At 63.7% G+C, this 20,367-nt stretch carries 20 protein-coding genes; 9 read left to right on the forward strand and 11 right to left on the reverse strand.

The window, feature by feature from the left end; translation table 11 throughout:
* Positions 1-37: 37 nt before the first annotated feature.
* From msrB to msrA, 3 genes are all read left to right on the forward strand, one after another.
* The gene (gene msrB / locus ACE3UG_RS06970) at positions 38-631 is read left to right on the forward strand and encodes a peptide-methionine (R)-S-oxide reductase MsrB (protein WP_374621467.1); all 594 of its coding nucleotides are present in this window, start codon (positions 38-40) and stop codon (positions 629-631) included.
* Between the two features lie 142 nt (positions 632-773).
* A complete protein-coding gene (locus ACE3UG_RS06975; protein WP_374621469.1) occupies positions 774-2,669 on the forward strand; it encodes a cytochrome c biogenesis protein DipZ in 1,896 nt (631 codons plus the stop codon).
* Between the two features lie 181 nt (positions 2,670-2,850).
* Complete coding sequence (gene msrA, locus ACE3UG_RS06980; protein ID WP_374621472.1) at positions 2,851-3,576, forward strand: peptide-methionine (S)-S-oxide reductase MsrA; 726 nt, start codon at positions 2,851-2,853, stop codon at positions 3,574-3,576.
* 71 nt (positions 3,577-3,647) lie between these two features.
* On the opposite strand, the gene ACE3UG_RS06985 is transcribed toward msrA, so the two are convergent.
* From ACE3UG_RS06985 to ACE3UG_RS07010, 6 genes are all read right to left on the reverse strand, one after another.
* The gene (locus ACE3UG_RS06985; protein ID WP_374621475.1) at positions 3,648-4,022 is read right to left on the reverse strand and encodes a VOC family protein; all 375 of its coding nucleotides are present in this window, start codon (positions 4,020-4,022) and stop codon (positions 3,648-3,650) included.
* A 163-nt stretch (positions 4,023-4,185) separates the two neighbouring features.
* A complete protein-coding gene (locus tag ACE3UG_RS06990) occupies positions 4,186-4,869 on the reverse strand; it encodes a helix-turn-helix transcriptional regulator (RefSeq protein WP_374621478.1) in 684 nt (227 codons plus the stop codon).
* A 46-nt stretch (positions 4,870-4,915) separates the two neighbouring features.
* Positions 4,916-6,328 carry a cytochrome c gene (locus tag ACE3UG_RS06995; RefSeq protein ID WP_374621480.1) on the reverse strand — a complete coding sequence of 471 codons (1,413 nt, stop codon included), beginning with the start codon at positions 6,326-6,328 and terminating at the stop codon, positions 4,916-4,918.
* Positions 6,329-6,381: 53 nt separating this feature from the next.
* On the reverse strand, positions 6,382-7,068 hold the full coding sequence (locus ACE3UG_RS07000) for a (2Fe-2S)-binding protein (RefSeq protein ID WP_374621483.1): 687 nt from the start codon (positions 7,066-7,068) through the stop codon (positions 6,382-6,384).
* Complete coding sequence (locus ACE3UG_RS07005; RefSeq protein WP_374621486.1) at positions 7,065-10,064, reverse strand: xanthine dehydrogenase family protein molybdopterin-binding subunit; 3,000 nt, start codon at positions 10,062-10,064, stop codon at positions 7,065-7,067. Before ACE3UG_RS07005 ends, ACE3UG_RS07000 begins: the two co-directional genes overlap by 4 nt.
* A 553-nt stretch (positions 10,065-10,617) precedes the next feature.
* A complete protein-coding gene (locus ACE3UG_RS07010) occupies positions 10,618-11,121 on the reverse strand; it encodes an N-acetyltransferase family protein (protein ID WP_374621488.1) in 504 nt (167 codons plus the stop codon).
* 90 nt (positions 11,122-11,211) lie between these two features.
* On the opposite strand from ACE3UG_RS07010, the gene ACE3UG_RS07015 reads away from it, so the two are divergent.
* Positions 11,212-11,802: a helix-turn-helix domain-containing protein gene (locus ACE3UG_RS07015; protein ID WP_374621491.1), complete on the forward strand. Its 591-nt coding sequence runs from the start codon at positions 11,212-11,214 to the stop codon at positions 11,800-11,802.
* Between the two features lie 85 nt (positions 11,803-11,887).
* Here the strand turns inward: ACE3UG_RS07015 and ACE3UG_RS07020 are convergent, their stop codons facing one another.
* Positions 11,888-12,196, reverse strand: a complete 309-nt coding sequence (locus tag ACE3UG_RS07020) for a DUF4148 domain-containing protein (RefSeq protein WP_374621494.1) — start codon at positions 12,194-12,196, stop codon at positions 11,888-11,890.
* Positions 12,197-12,360: 164 nt separating this feature from the next.
* Positions 12,361-12,573, reverse strand: a complete 213-nt coding sequence (locus ACE3UG_RS07025; RefSeq protein ID WP_374621497.1) for a hypothetical protein — start codon at positions 12,571-12,573, stop codon at positions 12,361-12,363.
* A 402-nt stretch (positions 12,574-12,975) separates the two neighbouring features.
* On the opposite strand from ACE3UG_RS07025, the gene ACE3UG_RS07030 reads away from it, so the two are divergent.
* Positions 12,976-13,614 carry a GntR family transcriptional regulator gene (locus ACE3UG_RS07030; RefSeq protein WP_374621500.1) on the forward strand — a complete coding sequence of 213 codons (639 nt, stop codon included), beginning with the start codon at positions 12,976-12,978 and terminating at the stop codon, positions 13,612-13,614.
* A 46-nt stretch (positions 13,615-13,660) separates the two neighbouring features.
* Here ACE3UG_RS07030 and ACE3UG_RS07035 read toward each other — a convergent pair whose 3' ends face one another.
* The gene (locus tag ACE3UG_RS07035) at positions 13,661-14,236 is read right to left on the reverse strand and encodes a DUF4019 domain-containing protein (RefSeq protein WP_374621502.1); all 576 of its coding nucleotides are present in this window, start codon (positions 14,234-14,236) and stop codon (positions 13,661-13,663) included.
* A 138-nt stretch (positions 14,237-14,374) separates the two neighbouring features.
* Here ACE3UG_RS07035 and ACE3UG_RS07040 point away from each other — a divergent pair, with 138 nt between their 5' ends.
* The gene (locus tag ACE3UG_RS07040; protein WP_374621505.1) at positions 14,375-15,553 is read left to right on the forward strand and encodes a GGDEF domain-containing protein; all 1,179 of its coding nucleotides are present in this window, start codon (positions 14,375-14,377) and stop codon (positions 15,551-15,553) included.
* A 25-nt stretch (positions 15,554-15,578) separates the two neighbouring features.
* Here ACE3UG_RS07040 and ACE3UG_RS07045 read toward each other — a convergent pair whose 3' ends face one another.
* A complete protein-coding gene (locus ACE3UG_RS07045; RefSeq protein WP_374621508.1) occupies positions 15,579-16,298 on the reverse strand; it encodes a glutathione S-transferase C-terminal domain-containing protein in 720 nt (239 codons plus the stop codon).
* Positions 16,299-16,443: 145 nt separating this feature from the next.
* Between ACE3UG_RS07045 and ACE3UG_RS07050 the strand changes: the two genes are divergently transcribed.
* The 3 genes from ACE3UG_RS07050 (at position 16,444) to ACE3UG_RS07060 (ending at position 19,785) form a co-directional block, all read left to right on the forward strand.
* Positions 16,444-16,959 (forward strand): hypothetical protein, encoded by a 516-nt coding sequence (locus tag ACE3UG_RS07050; RefSeq protein WP_374621512.1) that lies wholly within the window; start codon positions 16,444-16,446, stop codon positions 16,957-16,959.
* A gap of 90 nt (positions 16,960-17,049) precedes the next feature.
* On the forward strand, positions 17,050-18,792 hold the full coding sequence (locus ACE3UG_RS07055) for an exonuclease domain-containing protein (RefSeq protein WP_374621564.1): 1,743 nt from the start codon (positions 17,050-17,052) through the stop codon (positions 18,790-18,792).
* A 396-nt stretch (positions 18,793-19,188) separates the two neighbouring features.
* Positions 19,189-19,785 carry a plasmid pRiA4b ORF-3 family protein gene (locus tag ACE3UG_RS07060; protein ID WP_374621567.1) on the forward strand — a complete coding sequence of 199 codons (597 nt, stop codon included), beginning with the start codon at positions 19,189-19,191 and terminating at the stop codon, positions 19,783-19,785.
* Positions 19,786-20,167: 382 nt separating this feature from the next.
* Here ACE3UG_RS07060 and ACE3UG_RS07065 read toward each other — a convergent pair.
* Positions 20,168-20,367 (reverse strand): hypothetical protein (locus ACE3UG_RS07065; RefSeq protein ID WP_374621515.1); only part of this gene is annotated, 200 nt, incomplete at its 5' end.

A 20,367-nucleotide genomic window follows, 5' to 3' on the forward strand; every position in this document is an offset into this window, starting at 1 on the left:
GCCCCGCGCCGGATCGGCCTACTGACCGGAGGATTTCATGCGTTATTCCGATAATCATTCGCGCAAGCCGTCGCGCGCGGTCGCGGCAAGCGCCGGCACCAAGCCGTCGCGCCGCGCATTCCTGTTGAGCGCCACGGCAGCGGCAGCCGCTGCCGCCGCTGTCGCCGCCGGGCTGGGATCGCGTCTGGTACGCCCCGCACGCGCCGACGACGCCCGTCGCACCAACGCCCCCGAGCACTTCGAGGTCGCCTACAGCGACGCCGAATGGCGCAAGCGCCTGACACCCGCACAATACGAGATCCTGCGCCAACAGGGCACTGAGCGCCCCTACTCGAGTCCGCTCAACGACGAACACCGTGCCGGCACCTTCGCGTGCGCCGGCTGCGCACTGCCGCTCTTTTCTTCCCGCACGAAATTCGACAGCCACACCGGTTGGCCAAGCTTCTGGACGCCGCTCGAGCATGCGGTGGGGACACACACCGACACGACCTTCGGCATGGTACGCACGGAAGTTCATTGCCGGCGTTGCGGCGGGCATCTGGGCCATGTGTTCGATGACGGTCCGAAGCCGACAGGCCTGCGGTATTGCATGAACGGCCTGGCCATGACGTTCCATCCGCAACCCGCATGACTATCGCGTTCGCGTGGCCAACGCCACTCCCGACCGGGGTGCGCCGCCCGGTCAGCCGCCCGGTCCCCCGCCCTCAGCCATGGGGGGCGTCTCATAACCCTGCGCGTCGCCCGGCCGATGGGCGTTGCTCAAGGAGCGCTTCATGACCTTGCTCATCCTTGCCTACCTCGGCGGGATTCTGACGATCGTCAGTCCGTGCATTCTTCCGGTGTTGCCGTTCGTTTTCTCGCGAGCCGGTCAATCTTTCTCGCGCAGCGTGCTGCCAATGCTCGCGGGCATGGTGCTGATGTTCGCGCTGGTCGCAACGCTCGCCGCCGTCGGCGGAAGCTGGGTCGTGCAGGCCAACCAGTATGGCCGCTGGCTCGCCCTCGCCCTCGTTGCGCTGTTCGGTGCAACGCTGCTCTTCCCGAAACTCGCCGAACGCCTCACGCATCCGCTCGTGTCGCTGGGCGACCGGCTATCGCAGTCTGCGCGCGGTGACGGCACCGCCGCGGGCAACGCAGCCGCAGGCCCGCGTCCCGGGGCGTCGTTCCTGCTGGGCATTGCCACCGGCCTGCTCTGGGCCCCGTGCGCAGGCCCGATTCTCGGCCTGGTCCTCACAGGGGCAGCGCTACAAGGCGCAAGCGCCGGCACCACACTCCTGCTGATCGCCTATGCGGCCGGTGCCGCCACGTCGCTCGGGCTGGCTCTGATCGTCGGCGGACGCGTCTTCTCTGCCATGAAGCGCTCGCTCGGGGCAGGCGAATGGATTCGTCGTGCGCTCGGTGGGCTGATGCTGGCCGGCGTCGCGGCCATTGCGCTGGGTCTCGACACTGGCGTGCTTGCGCAACTCTCGACGGCCTCGACGGGAAGCCTTGAGCAAAAGCTCGTCGACCAGCTTGGCGCACGTCGTCACGACACCGCCGTTGCCAAGGCGTCGCCCGCCGACCAAGCCAATGCTGGCGCCAACGCTAACGCCAACGCCAACGCCAACGCCAACGGACCTGCCCCGGTGGCCGCCGGCAATGCGATGCTGCGCACCGCCGCCGATGCCCCCGCACCGTTGCCCGTCGAGGGCCAATTGCCCTCGCTCGACGGCGCCGTGCAATGGCTGAACTCGGCACCGCTCACCGCGCAAGCCCTTCGCGGCAAGGTCGTGCTGGTCGACTTCTGGACTTACTCCTGCATCAACTGTCTGCGCACGCTGCCCTATGTGAAGGCGTGGGCACAAAAATATCGCGACCAAGGTCTCGTCGTCATTGGCGTACATGCCCCCGAATTCGCGTTCGAGCGCGATATCGGCAACGTGAAGAAGGCCGTGCACGATCTGGGGGTCGACTACCCGGTCGCCATCGACAACAACTACGCCATCTGGCGCGGCTTCAACAACCAGTACTGGCCCGCGCATTACTTCATCGACGCGCAGGGTCGGGTGCGTTATCACCACTTCGGCGAAGGCAACTATGCCGAGTCTGAACGCGTGATCCAGCAACTCCTGCGCGAGGCGGGTGCCAAGCAGGTCGCCAGCGGCATTGCCGATGTGCAAGCGACGGGTGTCCAGCAAGCCGCCGACATGCGTGACGTTCGCTCGCCCGAGACGTATGTCGGGTACGAACGCGCGGACAACTTCGCCTCTCCGGGCGGCGTCGTGCGCGATCAGGCCAACGTTTACCGCGCGCCGTCAATGCCTTCGCTCAACCACTGGGGTTTGGCCGGTGGTTGGCGCGTTGGCGCGCAGGCCGCCATCGCCACGCAGAGCGGTGCCGGTATCGTCTATCGCTTTCATGCCCGTGACCTGCACCTCGTGCTCGGGCCCAACGTCGGCGGGGTCGGCGGGGTCGGCGGGGTCAGCGGCAAGCCCGTGCGATTTCGCGTAACGCTCGACGGCCAAGCCCCCGGCAACGCCCATGGCGCCGACGTCGCGCCCGATGGCACCGGCACCGTGACCTCGCAACGCCTGTATCAGTTGGTACGCCAGCCGGGCGAGGTACGCGATCACACGTTCGCCATCGAGTTTCTCGATCCTGGCGTGTCCGCCTACGCCTTCACGTTCGGTTGATGCTGTTTGCGCTCGACGGGGCGCGACGAGACACGGCATCTCACGTCGCGAACCTGCCCCCATTTCAACAACTGCCACCACCGAGGCGTCCAAGGACGCCGGGAGATTTCAAATGACCCCATTCGATCTGCATCAATCGCCCCAAGCCCGCGACGAAACCGTGGGCCAATCGAAACGTCGCATGTCACCCGTATCCCGGGTGCGACGTGTACTGCTCGGCGCCGCCGCAGCCGCCGCCGGCGTGCTCGTCTTGCAAGTTGGCGCCTACGCGTTCGGCGGCGCCGAAGCGGCGGTCGAAATCGCCGCCCCGAAGCTCGACGAGCCCGCCACGGCGGCCCGCACCGAGACGGCCGTGTTCGCCGGGGGTTGCTTCTGGGGGGTGCAAGGCGTCTTTCAACACGTGAAGGGCGTGACGAAGGCCGTGTCCGGTTACGCGGGCGGCACCGCAAAAACGGCCGATTACGAAACCGTCAGCAGCGGGTCGACGGGGCACGCCGAATCGGTTGAAGTGACGTTCGATCCGCAGCAAGTCTCATATGGGAAGCTCCTGCAGATCTATTTCTCCGTCGCGCACAATCCGACCGAGCTCAATCGTCAAGGGCCCGACACCGGCACGCAATACCGCTCGGCCGTATTCCCGATGAGCGAGGCGCAGCGGCATGTCGCCGACGCATACATCGCACAGCTCGACGCCTCGCATGCTTACGCCAGGCCGATCGCCACGCGGGTCGAAAAGTACACGGGCTTCTACGCCGCCGAGACCTATCATCAGGACTTCCTCGCCGAGCACCCGACGTATCCGTACATCGTCATCAACGACCTGCCTAAAGTGAAAGACAACAAACGCCTCTTTCCCGCGCAGTATCGCGACACCCCCGTGCTCGTGAAGACGGCCGCCACGAAGTAGGCCACTGCTGCGGCGAGCGCCATGGGGTTGCATCGAAGATCAAGCCCGTGCGTTCCTCGCCGCAGGTCGCATCACTGCGCCTCGTCGGCGAGTTTGTACACACGCAGCCGGTGTCCGTCCGGGTCGGACGCGACAAACGTGCGCCCAAACGGCATCGTCGTCGGCGCCTGCAAAATGGTGATGCCCCGCGCACGCCAGTCTTCCCATGTGGCGTCCACATGTGCGCTGGACGCCACCGGCAACACGATTTCGCTGCCGCCCGGCGGCGCAATGGCCGTCGGCGCCACACCAAAGCGCGCCCACAGCCCGAGCTTCAGTCCCGACGCAAACACGAACAACGCATACCCGGGTGACACATCGACCGGCTCGAGATCGAATAAATCAGCATAAAACGCCGCACTCTCGGGAGGGCTCGCAACATACAGATTGACCATGTTCGGATGCATCGTGACTAGCTCCTGTCGATTGTTATGAATGACATCTCGCCTCGTCGGCCCCCGAATGTTCGGGGCCGCCGCGCGCTGCCATGGATGACATCGTACGAAAGCATGCTGTCAATTTTTGTCAGTAGTGACAAACGCTCCGGACGGTTGCGAAGACTGCCGGGCCTCACGTCCTGCCGGTCGTTTCGCGCCAGGTCTTGAGCAACGCGCGCCGCCCACGCGGGTAGCGCGTCTCGGTCACAACCATCGCCACGATGCGGTCCGCGCGGAAATGGCGAAAGCCCTCGCGTAGTTCGCACCACGCGACAATCATGCGGATACGGTCGAAGTAGCCGAGCGCGAATGGCCAGACAACGCGCTCGGACACACGTCCGGCTTCGTCGCGGTAGGACAACTGGAGTTTGCGCTCGGCACGAATGGCTTCGCGAATGTCGGTCAGATCGACGATCGCCGGTGGCAACGGGTCGCCCGGCCCGATGAGCAGCGTCGATGCCTCGAGCGCCCCGCGCAGGTCGGCGGGGAGTACCGCCGCGATCTTGGCCAACGCATTGGCTGCGGCTTCGGCCAACGCGCCGTCGGTGCGCTTGGCGACCCAGCGCGAGCCCAGCACGATGGCCTCGATTTCCTCTTCCGAGAACATCAGCGGCGGGAGCAGAAAACCCGGCTTCAGAACGTAGCCCACGCCCGGCGCACCCTCGATGTGCGCGCCCTGCGCCTGCAACACGGCAATGTCCCGGTAGAGCGTGCGCAGGCTCACGCCAAGCGAATCGGCCAGCGCCGCCCCCGCGACCGGGTAACGGTGACGGCGCAGCAATTGCATCAAAGAGAAGAGGCGTTGTGTGCGAGACATGGCGCGTCATTATGCGCCATGTCGTCCCGCGCGACGGGGCATTCGATCACTTCTGGCGAAGTTGTCTGACGATCTCGGAATTCACGTCGCCCGCCTGCGCGCCATAGGCCACACGCAGGTAATTGCTAAGCTCGGAGACCTGCGCATCGGTGAGTTGCCGGGCAAAGCCGGGCATGTCCTGCATCGCTTCCAGTCCCGGGAATTGCTGCGGCTCGATGCCGTCGAGGATCGCGACAATCAGATTGCGCGGGTCCTTCTGGCGCACCGTCGAATTCCCCAGCATCGACACGGCCACATGCGGCTTGCCCGTGCCGTCGGCCGCATGGCAGCCGGCGCAAACCGCGAGGTACAGATTGCGGCCCGCCTTCAATCGGCTCGTGTCGGGATGCGCCGGCAACGGCGTCGGCGCAGGCGGCGAATCGCCGAGCAGATACGTCGATAGCGCGCGCAGATCGTCGGGCGTGAGGAATTGCGTGCTCAGATGCACCACCGGATACATCTCGCCGAATGCCGACCCTTGCGGGGCGATCCCCGTGCCGAAGAACGTTTGCAGATCCTTGAGCGTCCAGCCGCGTGCCGCGAGCGCTTCGGGTGTCACGTCGGGCGCGGCAATCCGCGCAAGCGCCGCCCCGCCGAGCGGCTTCGCGCCGTCCAGTTGCCCGAACGTGCCGCGCGGAGTATGACATTCCGCGCAATGACCCAGGGCGTTCGCAAGGTAACGCCCGCGAAGCCAGTCGGCGGACTGCCCCTTCGAAGCATCGGGCAGCGTGTCCTTCAGGAACAGCCAGTCCCACACGCGCATGCCGAAGCGCAGGTTGTACGGGAACGAGAGATCGTGCTTGCGGTTCGGTACGGCGGCCGGCTTCACCGACATCAGATACGCGTAGATGGCGTCGCTGTCCGCGCGGCTCATCTGCCGATACGAGGTGTATGGCATGGCCGGATACAACGCCTTGTCGGGAGCCACCCCGTCGTGAAGCGCCCGGTAGAAGTCGTCGGCCGTCCAGCCACCGATGCCGTTCGTCTTGTCCGGGGTGATGTTGGTACCGTAGAACGTACCGAACGGCGACTTGAGCGGTACCCCGCCCGCAAATGGCGCACCGCTCGCGCTCGTGTGACAGGCCGCACAATCGGCCGCACGCGCCAGATACCTGCCGCGAGCCACCCATTCCGAGGAAGCATTCGCCGCCGAAGCCGCCGACGCGGGGGACCCCGCCTCAGCGCTGACCGGCGATACCGTGGCGTTCGGTGCATTCAGTGCATTCGATGCACTCGATGCGTCCGCCACCGCCGCATTCGCCACCGGCGAAGGCGAAGGCACCATCGACGTCTTGGGCATCGGCGGCTGCGCGGGCCGAGGCGGCTTGGGCGCCGTCGAGTCGTTGCAGGCGGCCACGAGCAGCACCGCAGCAAGGCAAGCGGCGCGTGCGCTCCATCGGGTGACGCGATTCAGGCCCATGGCGTATCCCCTCATTTCGCGTCCCTCATTTCGCGTCCCTCATTTCGCATCCCTCATTTCGCGTCCTTGATGCAGCCGGGCGTCTTGAGAACGACATCGCGCACGGCCTCGTAATAGCGGACGTACCCCGTGCACCGGCAGATCTGATCGTTGAGTCCTTCGGTGATCGCGGCTTCAAGATCGGCGCGCGCAACCGGATTGCGCTTCAGACGCTCGATCAGCACCGTCGCCGCGTTCACGAAGCCCGGCGTACAGTAGCCGCACTGGAAGCTGAAGTGATCGAGAAACGCCTGCTGGATCGGCGCGAGCGTGAGCTTGCCGTCGGCATCGCGCGTCGCATGGCCTTCCACCGTACGCACCGTCTTGCCGTCGAAATAGTTCGCGCCCGTGATGCAGGTGCGCACGGTTTCGCTGCTACCGTCCGCATGATCGACGATCACCACGCAGGCGTGACAGATGCCCTGCCCACACCCCAGGCGCGACCCCGTCAGGCCCAGCGTCTCATGCAGAAAGTCGATCATCATCAGACCGGCGGGCACGTCCATCGGTCCGTGCGATGCGCCATTGACCTTCACGCTCACGGGCAAGGTTTCCCACGGCGCCTTGCTGCTCTGAGAGGCCGTCGTCGCGCTCGCGGCGCCCGGTGCCGATGCGGCGCTCGCGCCGTTCATGTCTTGTCCCGCGCCGATCGTCGCCGTGGCGTCCGACGCGGCCTGCGGTGCGCTTGAAGCATCCGTCATGCCAGTACCTCCTGGATCTTCTCCGGTGTCACCGGCAAATCCGTAAATCGATGGCCGATCGCGTGCGCGAGACCGTTCACAATCGCGCCCACCACAGGAATCATGACCACTTCCGCGATGCCCTTGGGCACGTCGGTCTCGGAAATCGGTGGCAGCACTTCCCCCGTTTGCGTCCACACAGCCACGTCGAGCGCACGCGGCAGGTGATATCGGTTGAAGTTCCACGTGCCGTTGCCCGGACCCTCTTCGTAAAGCGGCAGATATTCGTGCAACGCGTGGCCGATGCCCATCGCGAGACCGCCCTGCAATTGGCCGGACACCAGTTGCGGCGAAATCTGGTTGCCGCATTCGACGATGGAATGGTGCGCGAGCAGTTCGACCTTGCCGGTCGCCTCGTGCACCGACAGTTCGACGAGGGTGCCAACGGCGCTGTAGTAGGTCACAGCGGCGTTGTTGCGTTGCACCGGCGGGTAATACACGCGCTTGCGGTCGATGGTGCGGTAGCCCGTGCCCGGCACGGGGGCTGCGATCTGCATCCCTGCGAGCGCTGGGTTGAGTGATGTGTTGAGCGACGATGCGCCGTTCGCGCCTGACGCACCGGCGGCGGCCGCCGCAGCGACGGCCGGTGATGCGGGCTTTGTCGGGGCATTGCCGCTGCGATGCGGGCCCCTGACGACAGGCGTTTGTGCGGCAGACAACGGTACTGCCCCAACCGTCGGGTTCGCACTGCCCTGACCAAAGCGCAGGGCAATGCCGTCGACGGGCAATCGCTGGGTTACACCGTCCCCGAGATCCCAGTCCGCTTCAGCCCACTGCCACCGGTTGAAGACGTGCACCGTCGCGCCGGTCACCCGTCCCAATGCGTGTGCCGTCTTGGCGAGCAAGGGTAACGGCAGCGGCTCGAGCCCTGCGGCCGAGAGCCTGCCGTCAACCCAGCGCGCGTCTTCAGGACGTACCACCAGCGGTGCGGCCTGACCGCCGCCGAGTCCGCGCCCCCAGATCGACAGCGCCGCCGGCCATAGCCCTTGCATGAAGAGCAAGCGCGCCGCTTCTCGCGTGCTGTGGGTGAAATAGAACGCGGAGTTCGTCGCGCTCGACGGCGACGCATATCCCGGCGACCAACGCGGATTGGCAGCGAATCTATCCTGATCGGCCTGCGACATCAGATACGGGTCGCCGCTTGTCACCACGGGGAGCTCCGGCCAGTCGGTCATCGCGATATGCACTTCCGTGGCGGGCATCCCGAGCCATTTCGCCACGGCAACGGCCTGCGACGTCGACGTGCCCGTGCCGATCTCGGCGGCCGTGTGATACAACGAGATCTTGCCGGTCTCGTCGATCTCCACGCGCGCGAACGAGGTTTCGGCACCCGTGCCGAAGTCCTTCTGCACGCAGGCGAATCCCACCCCATAGCGACGCCCCGGATGCGCCGCCTCGAACTCGGCCTTCTTCTCGTCTCGCTGCGTCCACAGCGGATGCGCCTTGGCGCGGGCAAGCACTTCGTCCACACGCACGGCACCCGCCGGAATTGCACCCTGGGTGTTCTTCATGCCCGAACGCAAGGCGTTCCTGAGGCGGAAATCGATGGCGTCGACGCCGAGTTGCGCCGCCATCTCGTCGATCATCATTTCGGTGGCCGCCATCGACTGCAACGTGCCATAGCCGCGCGCCGAGCCGGCGTCGATCGCACGTGAGGCCAATGCGACGCTGGCGAGATCGCTCTGCGGGAAGTAATAGATCGACTGGGCCGCCGTCGCCGCGACCATCGCCACCGAGGGCGAGAAGTTCATCCGGCCACCGCCATTGCACTCCATGTCGGCAGCAAACGCCTGGAGCAGGCCGCTCTGCTTGTCGACGCCGATGCGATACCGCAGCGTGAACGCGTGGCGCTTGAGCGACGTTTGGAACTGTTCGTAGCGATCGTTGGCCAGCCGCACGGGCAGCCCGTCGCCGTACATCGCCGCCGCCAGACCGTAAAACGGCATGTTGTAGTGATCCTTCGATCCGTAGCCCACGGTGTAGCACGGGTAGACGATCAGGCGCTTGACCGGGAAGTGGCCCTTGGCAGCCATGGCCGCAGCGTTCTCCGCGACTTCCGACGGCGATTGCGTCGGCACGACCATGTGCAGCGTCTGTGACGCCGCGTCGTACCAGCAGTTGGCGTTATCGGGCTCGAGCGCCGCCGTATCGACCGACTGGGTGCGGTACTCGCGCGACATCACCAGCCAGTCGGCCGGCGGGTGTGCGAGCGACTCGCGAATCGTGTCCGCGTGGGCCATGCCTTGTTCGTCGAGCTTGCCGTGGTCGTTGCCGTCGGGCCAGACGGGCAGATGCTTGCGCATCATGCTCGGGAAGATCGGTGCGTCTTTCAGACTCGAGTAGACGTCATCGTCATATGCCGTCTTGCCGCCCACGCGCACAAAGCGGAAGCTGCCCCAGGGATCGCGTTCGAGCGGGCCCGTGACGTCGCCGTAGCGAATGATCTCGTCGTGAAACTTGAGCTTGTCCTTGGCAAAGCGAAATCGCGTGAAGTCGCGATAAATCAGAATCGCCACCGCATGCCCCAGATAGGCAGGCGTCTTGCCGGCCGGCAGCAGCATGTCATCGCCGTAGAACGCCGGGAAAGCGATCCCGTCGCGCGCGAGATCCTCGGCCGTCACGACGCGGTCCGGTTGCAGCCCGTCGGCCAGGCGCGAAAGATCGAAGCCGAGATACGGACGATCGGCCAGCGTCGTGCGCAGCACGAAAGCATGCGCTTGCTGCGCGGGCCAGCCCGGCATGTCGCGGGCGCGCACGTCGCGCGCGAAAATCTTGGCGCCGGTCACCTTGGCCGTGCCATCGATGCGGAACTTCGCTTGCCCCTTGGCGGCGTCCCACGCAACCGGGGTGAGATTCCTGTCTTCGAACAGCGCAGCGAACGCACGACTGCCCAACGGCGCGATGTACACCGAAATACCTGCGATCACCGTCACCTTGAGAAACCCACGACGCGACACGGCGAAGCCAGGTGCGGTATCGGGACTCGTGGACGGACCGGAAGCGTGGGGGGATTCGGACGCAGCATCGGGTCGAGCGTCATCGCTCGACACAGCCGCAGGTGGACAGTGTTTTCTTGGCAGGCGCGGCATAAGCGTTCCGTCCGTCTTGTTTTGGGGGGATGTATCACGATCACAAAGCTCGCGAACCACAAAACGGCACTGCAACGATCACGGGGCCGCAACGCCGGACACCCCGCCATCGACCCACGATGCATGATCACAATGCGTGACATTCACCTGCCGTGATGCGCTCGCGAAGTCCTACAGGAACACGCCTCATGAGTGACATCGGACGTGTCAAGGCTACACGCCGACTCCGCGAATGACAAGGTTGAACATGACGCTCTGCGCGAGCACGGGGGTGAGGGGGCACGCGCTGCACGCCGTGCGGCGGGCGAGCGGGGACGATATTCCGACGGCGTGATGTTGCTTATACCCAGTGAAGAATGCCGCTATATCCTTTTGGACATAGCGGCATCGAATTGATTGTGCAGCGCGGGTTGCGGCGCGTTCAGGCGATACGCAACTCCATGCACGTGAGATCGAGCCAACGGCCGAACTTCGTGCCGACTTCGCTGAACGTGCCGACATTACGGAAGCCGAGCTTTTCGTGCAGACGGATCGAGGGCGCGTTCTGCGCTTCGATGCTCGCGATCATCACGTGAATGTCGAGAATGCGCGCGCGCTCGATGAGCGCACGCATGAGCGTCTCGCCAATGCCGCCGCCGCGCGCATTCTTGTCCACATAGATCGAATGCTCCACCGTGTGACGATAACCGTCGAATGCGCGCCAGTCGCCGAACGACGCGTATCCCACAACCTTGTCTTCGCGCTCGGCCACGATCACCGGATACCCTCGCGTGACTCTCGCCGCGAGCCATTCGCGCCGGTTGTCGGTGTCGACGAGCACTTCGTTCCAGATGGCCGTCGTGTGCTCGACGGCGTCATTGTAGATATCGCGAATGGCGGGGAGATCGGAATCGATGGCGTCGCGAACGATGAGCGAAGAAGTCATTTGGGTGGTCCCGCAAACAAGAAGCCGCGGATGACGGCATGAACGATGCATCCATTTTACTGGAAATTAATTTCCAGTAAAATGGATAACATGAACATCAACGAACGCATTGCCCGCTGCGTGCGCGAACTGCGCAACGAGCGCGGCTACTCCCTTGACACGCTGGCGGAGCGCAGCGGCGTGAGTCGTTCGAGCATTTCGCTTATCGAGCGGGCACAGACCAGCCCGACGGCCAACGTGCTCGACAAGCTTGCGACGGCGCTCGACGTCACGCTCGCGTCGTTGTTCGACGCACACGCCGAGGAAGGCACGCCGCCCTCCCCCCTCGCGCGCCGTGCCGACCAGCCGGTCTGGACCGATCCGGATTCCGGCTACGTAAGACGCAATCTTTCGCCGGCGCAGCCGTCGCCGCTACAGTTCGTCGAAGTGCAGTTCCCGGCGGGCGAGCGTGTCGCCTACGATACCGGAGCGCGAGACAACGAAGTCTGGCAGCAGATCTGGATGATCGACGGCACGCTGGAAATTACGCTGGGCAACGTCACATGGCGGCTCGATAGCGGCGATTGTCTCGCGATGCGGCTCGATCAACCGATCGGCTTCCACAACCCCACGCCGGCCAGCGCACGCTATCTCGTCGGGCTCGTCACGTTACCGTTCGTCGCCACGAAGCGAGTCCCATGACGCCACCTTCCGCGTCGCTCATGGCGTTGGCCCCCGGCGGATTGACGCGAGGCGGGGAGGTGTACGCAAGGGAAGTCGGTGAGACTTAGTTACCGAAATAAGTCGTGCCTGCCTGTTGCAGGCCACCAACCGATCCAGCCGTCACGGGTGTAGCCGCGGCCGCCGATTGTGCACCGGACACAGCCTTCGGATACACGGTGTCGTGTTGCACGACCCGCCCCGCCTGCTGCGCCTGGATCAGATCGTCACGAACCTGAGCGCGAGTGAGTACGCTGGTTTGTGGCACCCATGAGAATTCCGAAGGACCGTCGAAAGCGTCGCTGGCGAACGCCGAACCGGCCGACACGGCCAGCATAGTGGAAATCAAGGCAGAGGTAATAAGCGCGCGCTTCATGATGTTTCTCCTGTCTGTTGAGAGAGGCGATGTTCAATTCATCGTCGACAGTTGAAGTCTATTCGTGCGCACATTGATGATAAATACGATGTTTTATAATCGTTTATTTCCAAAAATGAAATAAACGATGCTGCGGAGGCGAATGCACTTCTCCTTGCACGTCCTCATCGCCCCCCCGTGGAGCCGTTGACAGCACACGTCAAGCCGACGGCACTCAGACGCTGGATGGCACGCGATACCGAACGGTCGCATTCGCGCAACTTCTGGCGCCACACGGGTAACACGTCTGCCGCAGTGAGCGCTCTATCGAAGGCGACCAGAAGCAACGCAATGTCGCGCATCGCTCGGTGGATGCAGGTCTGGTCCGCCTCGTTCATTCATATCTTCATCAATTTTCCGAGTCCCCTCGCGCGGCGCATGTTTCGGTACCCGCAACGCCGGGGCCGTGCGGGACGATACGGAAGTGGCTTGGCGGAAATCTAGCTGCAACGGGCGTTTCAGAATGCTTTACGCGCTTCACTTACCCATATAAGCGAGCACTCGCTTCGGAAACCGAAAAAATTGTGCGAAACCTGCGCGCAATCGTGCGCAGCGCATCGGGTCACGAAGGCGTTGATGCTTGGGGGAGGGTTTTCAGGGCGCCGGGAGAAACTCGGTAAAATCCGCAGCGGCATGGGGTGCGCGCAGAACGCGGCCTGTGCCCCGAGACGCCGGGCATGGTCACGGCATCTCGTCGAAGTCCACGGCGCGCACGCCGCTCAATGGAAGACAAGTCTCAGATGAAAGCGCCCTGCAACCTGATTACTGGTGAAGTGCGGACGAAGATCCGCAGCATGATTCTCGCCTCAGAACTCAAACCGGGACAACGTCTCATCGAAGACGAACTGATTCAGTTGCTCGGGGTCGGCCGCACCCCCGTGCGCGAAGCACTGCTCATCCTGCAGGGTGAAGGTTTTATCGCCCGCAATCGCGGCTGGGAAGTCCAGGGCGTCGATCATCTGCAAGTCCGTGCGATCTTCGAGAGCCGGGTGGCGATCGAAGCCGCGACGGCGCGACTCGCCGCCCGCAAGATCACGCCGCACGCCTGCGACACGCTGGCCGCGCTCATCGAGCAGATGGAGCCGGGAGACCACTTGCCGCGCTTGGCCCTGAACCGTCTGAACACTGAATTCCACAACCTGATCGCGAAGGCGGCAGACAACGTGGTACTGGCTCACTTTAACGAGCGGGCCCAGTTCTATTACTGGGCGCTGCGCATCCCGGTCATGTTCTCGGATGAACAATTAACGGCCACCAACGCGCAGCACCGCGAATTGCTCGCCGCCCTGCGCGCGCACGACGAAGAACGGGCCGAGCGGATCGCGCGAGGCCATGTCGAGACAACGATGGGTATCGTCGAGCCGGCGTTGCCGCGATGAATCGACACAGCGAACGGGCCAGCCACGCACGGCCTGCGCCCCGGCCTCAGCGCACCAGGTAGCCTGCAACGCGCCAACGGTTATCGATGCCGAGGACCGTCGTCACCATCTCGCTTGCCTTGGCCTTGTTCTCAAAGACCGTGTCGTATTGAATCACCACGTATTCGCCGTCCGGCTGGCCGGGAAGGGTGCGCGTGAACACGGCGTCCTTGGTCGTGCGCGACTTCACTTTCCCCAGCGGCGCTCGGGCCGCTTGCAGGCTCCGCGCCCAGGCGTCGGCCGAGATCGCTCGCTGAAACACCGGCGCCGCCTGCGACCAACTCTGCTTCGCACGATTGACGTCCGCGAGTCCGAGCCAGAGGTTGGCGGCTTCGAGTGGAGGACGCACGTCGCGGTTGACATCGACTGCCGGTGCCCGCACGTTGCTGCCCGGTGCGGAAAACAGCGGCGGCTGAGCCAAGCGGCGCTGCAGCGGTTCTTGCTGCGCCTGGACTGGCATGACGCACAGGCTTGCGGCTACGGCCACACCGAGGGCCAGCGTCGGCAGGCGAAACGAACGCCACTGCCGCAACCGGTGCAAACGCTTGGGACGAGGTAACGCGTAGGGGCGGGTCATCGGCATTGACGCAAACTCCTTGGCATAAAAGATGACGGGTCCCGCCATTCTACTGGCGCGTAACGTACATAACGTACATAACGCGCGTAGCAGCGTACATTACAATGCACAGCATATGCCCGCTTCCCCCCGTTGGTCATCGCCATGTTGACGACGTCCCTGCTCGCGATCACCTCACTGCTCAGCTTCATGATGTTGCTGATCATGGGGTCTCTTCTACGCTCGCGCGTGGCAGGCGTTCGCGAATGGTGCTTCGCCAATGTCGCCGTGCTCGTCGCCCTGCCGCTGTTTGCCCTGCGCGGTATCGTTCCCGACTTCCTGTCGATTCCGGTTGCCAACGTCACGCTCGCCGGCAGCCTGCTGCTTTACTACGCGGGCTGTGCCCGCTTTCTCGGCCAGCCGCCGCATTGGCGGGTGCTTTGCGCATCGCTGGGCGTGCTCGCCGCCGCGGTCCTGTTCTGGTTTTACGGCACGGACGATCCGCAGATGCGCGTTGTCGTCGTCTCCGCCTATCACTCGGCGTGGTTGATCGCGACGTCCGTGCTCATTGCGCGGCACGTCCCGCCGCGCCGGCATCCGTACAATTATTGGCTGACGGCCAGCCTCGCGGCGGCGTTCGCCATCGGGCATGCCGTGCGCGGCGTGATTTTCGCGTGGACGTCTGCGCCCGGCCCCGAAGTGTTCGCGCCCACGACGTTCAACGCCGTGATGCTGACCATCGGCACGATTGTCATGCCGGCCATGACGATGGGTTCGGTCATGATGATTCACGACGCCATGCTTGCCACGGCCGAAGAAGCCGCCAACCGCGACTATCTGACCGGAGCGCTCTCACGCAAGCACTTCGACCTGCTCGCGCGTCAGGAGATGGCACGGGCGCTGGCCCGCAGTTGGCCGCTGTCGATCGTGGTCATCGATCTCGACCATTTCAAGCAGATCAACGACACGCACGGTCATGCGGGCGGCGACACCGTGCTTCGCGAATTCGTGAAGCTCGTACGCGAGAGTCTGCGGGAGGGCGATGTTTTCGGGCGGCTGGGGGGTGAAGAATTTGCAGTGCTGTTGCCGGGCACGGACACGCCGGGGGCGATCCGCATTGCCGAGCGGCTGCGCACGCAGGCGAGCCGCCATCTGGTGGCCGGTCCATTCGGCGTGTGTCATTACACGCTCAGTGGCGGTGTGGCGACCTGGCACGCGCATGAAAGCCTCGAAGCGCTTTGCATGCGCGCCGACCGGGCACTGTATGCCGCCAAGATTTCCGGACGCAACCTCGTGCTCTCCGATGTGCTTTCCAGCGACGAGACGACATCCGAGGCAGGCTGATTCGGCGCGTCTCGGCTGTTGTGCGTCAAGGGCGTGAGCCGCTGGCCGCGTCGGGGAAGAACTCGTGCCGCATGCGCGTGACATACGCCCTCAGGTTCGGATGCGCCTCGATCTCGTCGCGCAGTGTCATGCGAAATTGCGGCGACATCGCGCTCGCGATGAATCCGAAGGCCGTGGCATCCGCGCCGCACGGCGCGTTCCCGAAAAAGTACGGTTTGTCGCCAAGCAGTTGCGCGGCGGCTTGCGCGCCGCGCTTGAGCAATTGTGTCCGCTCGTTCGGCGTATAGCGCCCGGTGCCCTGCCCGTGGAGCGTGCGACGGACTTTGCGACGAATAAGCCCTTGCGCGAGCGCACGCACTGGCCAGGGAATTGCCTTGAAGAACGACGCCGGTCCCTTGGCGAAATTCTCGTCGTCACACCAGCGCGCCTGCACCACGTGCCAATAGAAGTGATCCTCCAGCGCCTTCTCGAACATCCATGCCGCGCCGCGTTGTTCGGGCGTGAGACCGGCGTCGAAATCGAACCCGTATTTGTGTTCGATGTGCAAGCGGATCAGCGTCGAGTCCGCCACGATCTCGCCGTTGTCATCGATATAAGGCAGTTTGCCCTTGGGCGCGCGCCGAAATCCGCCGCGATCCGTCTGATACGGAAGTCCGGCGAGTTTGAGCAGCATCTCCGCCTTGACGACGAACGGACTCGCGTCGGGCAGCCCGAAGGCCGGGCCGAAGGTGTACAGGGTCAACATCGAGGGCAAGCTCCTGTGCGGTTGGCATGGCGCAGAGTATTACATGCGAAGACGGCGGCGGCGACCCTGGCAAACTGCGTCGGTTTAGGTGGCTCGACCACTGTTGTTTTATACAGTATCATGTTCTCCAATCGAGGAATGTCATATGGAAATCATCGACTGGGATCAACGAGCGCTGAACGCGGCCGAACGCGACCTTGCCGGCATCGTACACGCGATCACCGCGCGTTATATGCAACAGCGTCCTGGGGCTGCGCAAGCCGCATTGTCGTTCGCTGGCGCGGAAACGGACGGCTTGGGCCGATCGAGTCCATCGAGCGAAGCGATATCGGCGTTGACGCTGAACTGGCGTACGCTCGTGGCTATCGCCGATGAGGCGGAGGCGGATATCGGGCTGCAGGCGCGACATGAGCCTTGGGTGCTTGCGCGCCTGCTCCGTTTGCCGGGCGACGAGGCCTTGCGTCGTGACGGCGAACTGCCGCCACTCGATGCGCTCGTCGATCTGGACTGGCCGGACGCCCCGGCCCCGGCGGCGTTCCGCGCCATCGTCGCGGCATTCGCCGGAGACGATCTGCAGGCTGACGACGCGGGCCCGTTTGCGGTGGGCCCATCAGTCTTTTGCATCGCTTCGCGGGCCAAAAGTTCGGCGTGCCCGGCCTGAGCCTTGGCCGACGCTCATCCGCTCAACGAGGTTCAGGAAGTGTTTGACATCGCGACCGAAGACGCCAATGCCCCCGTCCTCCCGGAGGGGATGGACCCGGATACACTTGCTCGCGCGCTCCCGTCGCCGATGGTGTTCGTCGATCTGGAGACGACGGGCGGCAATGCACTCGACGACCGCATCACGGAAATCGGGGTGGTGGAAGTTGGCCCGCATGGGGTGGAACAGTGGAGCACATTGCTCGATCCTGGCGAGCCGATTCCGCCGTTCATCCAACGGTTGACTGGGATTACCAACGAGATGGTGCGCGGTCAGCCGTCGTTCGAGACACTGGCGCATGGGCTGTCGGAACGCCTGCACGGCAAGCTCTTCGTCGCCCACAATGCACGCTTCGACTATGGCTTTCTCAAGAATGAGTTTCGGCGCGTCGGCATCTCGTTTCAGGCGGACGTGCTTTGTACGGTGCGTCTTTCGCGCCTGTTGTTTCCCTCGGCGGCGCGCCATGGTCTGGACGCGCTGATTGCACGCTTCGGCCTCGCCCCGCTTGGCCGCCATCGCGCACTGGCCGACGCCGATCTGCTGTGGCAGTTCTGGCAGAAGCTCCACACGATTTACGCGCCCGACTTGATCCATCAAGCGGTGCAACGTGTCACCAAGCGCTCGAGTCAGCCGCCGCAGTTGCCTGATGAGGCCATCGATGCGTTGCCGAATGGCCCAGGCGTCTACCTTTTCTATGGTGAAGACGACAGATTGCTTTACGTTGGCAAGAGCGTCGACATCCGGGCGCGCGTGCGCTCGCACTTTTCCAGCGATCATCAAGTCGCCAAGGATCTACGCATCTCGCAGGAAATCAGGCGTGTGGAAGCTCGGCGCACGGCAGGCGAGCTTGGCGCGCTACTGCTGGAATCCCAATGGGTCAAACAGTTGCAGCCGGTGCACAACCGTCTGCTGCGCCGGGCGTCCCCGCTTTATAGCTGGCAGCTCGCATCGGATAGCGATACCCCGCAGTTGGTGAGTGCGAAGGCGGTCGACTTCGCCAGCGCCGAGGCCTTGTATGGCACCTTCTCGTCGCGCACGCGGGCGGAGAACGCGTTGCGGGTGCTGGCTGACGAACATCGCCTGTGCTGTGCTCAACTCGGGCTGGAGAAAGTTGCAGCGGGGCGTCCGTGTTTTGGGTACCAGGTTAAGCGTTGTGACGGCGTGTGCGTCGGTGATATGTCGCAGGCTGTGCACACCGAGCGGGTTCGGGACGCGCTCGCCACATTGCGGTTGGAAACCTGGCCGTACGATGGCCCCATCGCGATCGAAGAACGGGGCACCCACGCAGCCGAAGTCGAATATCACGTGATCGACCGCTGGCAGTATATGGGTAGCGTGAAGACGCGAGAGGCGCTTGACGCCTTCGTGGAGCGCATGCCCGCCGTGACCGGCTTCGACCCCGACATTTACCGTCTGCTGGGCCGGCGCCTTGCTGCATCGCAGCGGATGAACGACGCGGCCGAGGCCGCCGGCACTTCGGAAGCGAAGGGGCCCGTGGCATCGGTGACATCCGCTGCATCGACGGCACCGGCGGCACCGGCGGCATCGGCGGCATCGGCGGCATCGGCGGCATCGGCGGCATCAGCGGCATCAGCGGCATCGGCAGTGTCCGCCTCGGTGCGTCGGGCGCCGACATCGCTAAAGGTTCTGCAATTGAGTCGTCCGGCGTTTCGCCTGAGTTCGCTCGAACTACCAGCAGATACTCACGGCGGACGAAGCGTAGCGTTGTTGCGCCGTCGCCAACCACGCGTCGAAGATCCTGCCCAGCTTCGGCTGGCGTTCGACACTGACTAGCCACGCGAAAATCGGGGAGCACGTTCGCCAGGTGTGCGGGCACAATTATGCGTCTTTCACCGTCGAGCCTTCCGCCAACCGATGCCTCTGGCGATTTCGCTAGGCACGCGGATGCCATTTGCTTCGAGCTCCTTCTCGGACGGTATGGCATTCGGCGAAGTTGGGGCAATCCCCCTGCGGCACCAACTGGGCGGATTTACCGTCAAAACGCAACGTTAAGACGTGTTAGCGTACGTTGTCGATCACCGAGTCACTGAATCACCGAATCACCGAATCATCGAATCACTCACTGGCTCAGTGAAGCATCGAAACGACGAAACAATGCAGCTATTTCACGAGGCCACTTTGGCATTGTCGGACGATAATGGCACCGGCTTCCCGTTCCTTGGAGATCAGATGGCAAAATCGTTCCAGCGTTATACCCTACGTGTTCAGCTTCAGCATATCGAACCGCCCATCTGGCGTCGCATCGCAGTTGAAGGTACTGAGTCGCTACGTAAGCTGCATCATATTGTGCAGGCGGCGTTCGGCTGGACGGATAGGCACCTCCACGACTTCCTGATCGACGGAAATACCTACGCCATGTTCGAGGTCGACGATGTGCTGGACTTCGCGAATCCGGACACGACGTTCGACGACCGCAAGATTCGATTGCATAAGGTCGTGCAGCTTGGCTCGCGCGTGCTTTATCGATACGACTTCGGAGATGGCTGGGATCACGACATTGTCGTTGAGAAGGTCGAAACGATTGAGCGCGAACCCTGGGGCGTAGCGACTGTTATTGATGGGGCTCGCGCTTGCCCCCCGGAAGATGTCGGTGGCCCGCCCGGATATGCGGCGTTTCTGGACGCACTGCAGAACCATCCAGAAAGCGAAGAGGCCGAACATTACAGAAGCTGGGTTGGCCCCGGGTTTGACGCGGAGTTGTTCGACTTGCGCGCTGCCAACGCCGCACTGCTGCGCATGGCCGCTAATCGCTGGGGTACGCGCTAGCGAACGTCGTCAAGACGGTGCGGCTCGACACTGACCGATGTCGCGCTCCGCTACAGGAGTCTAAGGGCGGGTGAGATCAACCTCAAACACCATGAGACCTGACCTGTTCCAACGAATCGCGAGTCGAACCAACGGGGAGATCCAGGCATGTGAGCGCCGCGACGATTTGTCGACCTGCATCGCAGCGATCGAGCCGTGGCAATCGAGGCGTGCCGACAGAGTATCGTTCCGCGACTCGGTTTGAGATGATCTGGATGAAATTACGCGATCAAGCGAATTGATCTTCGAAGCACCCGCGCTCGTGCATGAACCAAGATCGGCCACATAGGAAGACTCGGCCCCTTGAATTGGTTGCGAAATGCGCCTCGCCTTCGTTGAAGGCTCAGCCCCCGCTGGCATCGACCAGCGGGATTGAATTGGATAGGAAGATAGGAAGAGGCGGCGCAAGAACTGCTCGCAGAAAAGCAAAAACCCCTTGCTGCGCGTTGCAGCAAGGGGTTTTTAGGGGAGCCTGACGATTACCTACTTTCACACGGGTATCCGCACTATCATCGGCGTGGAGTTGTTTCACGGTCCTGTTCG

Source organism: Pandoraea sp., assembly GCF_041919235.1.
Lineage (GTDB): Bacteria > Pseudomonadota > Gammaproteobacteria > Burkholderiales > Burkholderiaceae > Pandoraea.

Excerpts from the sequence above, each read along its gene's own strand:
- msrB (WP_374621467.1), top strand. The coding sequence starts at position 38 with ATGCGTTATTCCGATAATCATTCGCGCAAGCCGTCGCGCGCGGTCGCG.
- ACE3UG_RS06975 (WP_374621469.1), top strand. The coding sequence starts at position 774 with ATGACCTTGCTCATCCTTGCCTACCTCGGCGGGATTCTGACGATCGTC.
- msrA (WP_374621472.1), top strand. The coding sequence starts at position 2,851 with ATGTCACCCGTATCCCGGGTGCGACGTGTACTGCTCGGCGCCGCCGCA.
- ACE3UG_RS06985 (WP_374621475.1), bottom strand. The coding sequence starts at position 4,022 with ATGCATCCGAACATGGTCAATCTGTATGTTGCGAGCCCTCCCGAGAGT.
- ACE3UG_RS06990 (WP_374621478.1), bottom strand. The coding sequence starts at position 4,869 with ATGTCTCGCACACAACGCCTCTTCTCTTTGATGCAATTGCTGCGCCGT.
- ACE3UG_RS06995 (WP_374621480.1), bottom strand. The coding sequence starts at position 6,328 with ATGGGCCTGAATCGCGTCACCCGATGGAGCGCACGCGCCGCTTGCCTT.
- ACE3UG_RS07000 (WP_374621483.1), bottom strand. The coding sequence starts at position 7,068 with ATGACGGATGCTTCAAGCGCACCGCAGGCCGCGTCGGACGCCACGGCG.
- ACE3UG_RS07010 (WP_374621488.1), bottom strand. The coding sequence starts at position 11,121 with ATGACTTCTTCGCTCATCGTTCGCGACGCCATCGATTCCGATCTCCCC.
- ACE3UG_RS07015 (WP_374621491.1), top strand. The coding sequence starts at position 11,212 with ATGAACATCAACGAACGCATTGCCCGCTGCGTGCGCGAACTGCGCAAC.
- ACE3UG_RS07020 (WP_374621494.1), bottom strand. The coding sequence starts at position 12,196 with ATGAAGCGCGCGCTTATTACCTCTGCCTTGATTTCCACTATGCTGGCC.
- ACE3UG_RS07025 (WP_374621497.1), bottom strand. The coding sequence starts at position 12,573 with ATGAACGAGGCGGACCAGACCTGCATCCACCGAGCGATGCGCGACATT.
- ACE3UG_RS07030 (WP_374621500.1), top strand. The coding sequence starts at position 12,976 with ATGAAAGCGCCCTGCAACCTGATTACTGGTGAAGTGCGGACGAAGATC.
- ACE3UG_RS07035 (WP_374621502.1), bottom strand. The coding sequence starts at position 14,236 with ATGCCGATGACCCGCCCCTACGCGTTACCTCGTCCCAAGCGTTTGCAC.
- ACE3UG_RS07040 (WP_374621505.1), top strand. The coding sequence starts at position 14,375 with ATGTTGACGACGTCCCTGCTCGCGATCACCTCACTGCTCAGCTTCATG.
- ACE3UG_RS07045 (WP_374621508.1), bottom strand. The coding sequence starts at position 16,298 with ATGTTGACCCTGTACACCTTCGGCCCGGCCTTCGGGCTGCCCGACGCG.
- ACE3UG_RS07050 (WP_374621512.1), top strand. The coding sequence starts at position 16,444 with ATGGAAATCATCGACTGGGATCAACGAGCGCTGAACGCGGCCGAACGC.
- ACE3UG_RS07055 (WP_374621564.1), top strand. The coding sequence starts at position 17,050 with ATGGACCCGGATACACTTGCTCGCGCGCTCCCGTCGCCGATGGTGTTC.
- ACE3UG_RS07060 (WP_374621567.1), top strand. The coding sequence starts at position 19,189 with ATGGCAAAATCGTTCCAGCGTTATACCCTACGTGTTCAGCTTCAGCAT.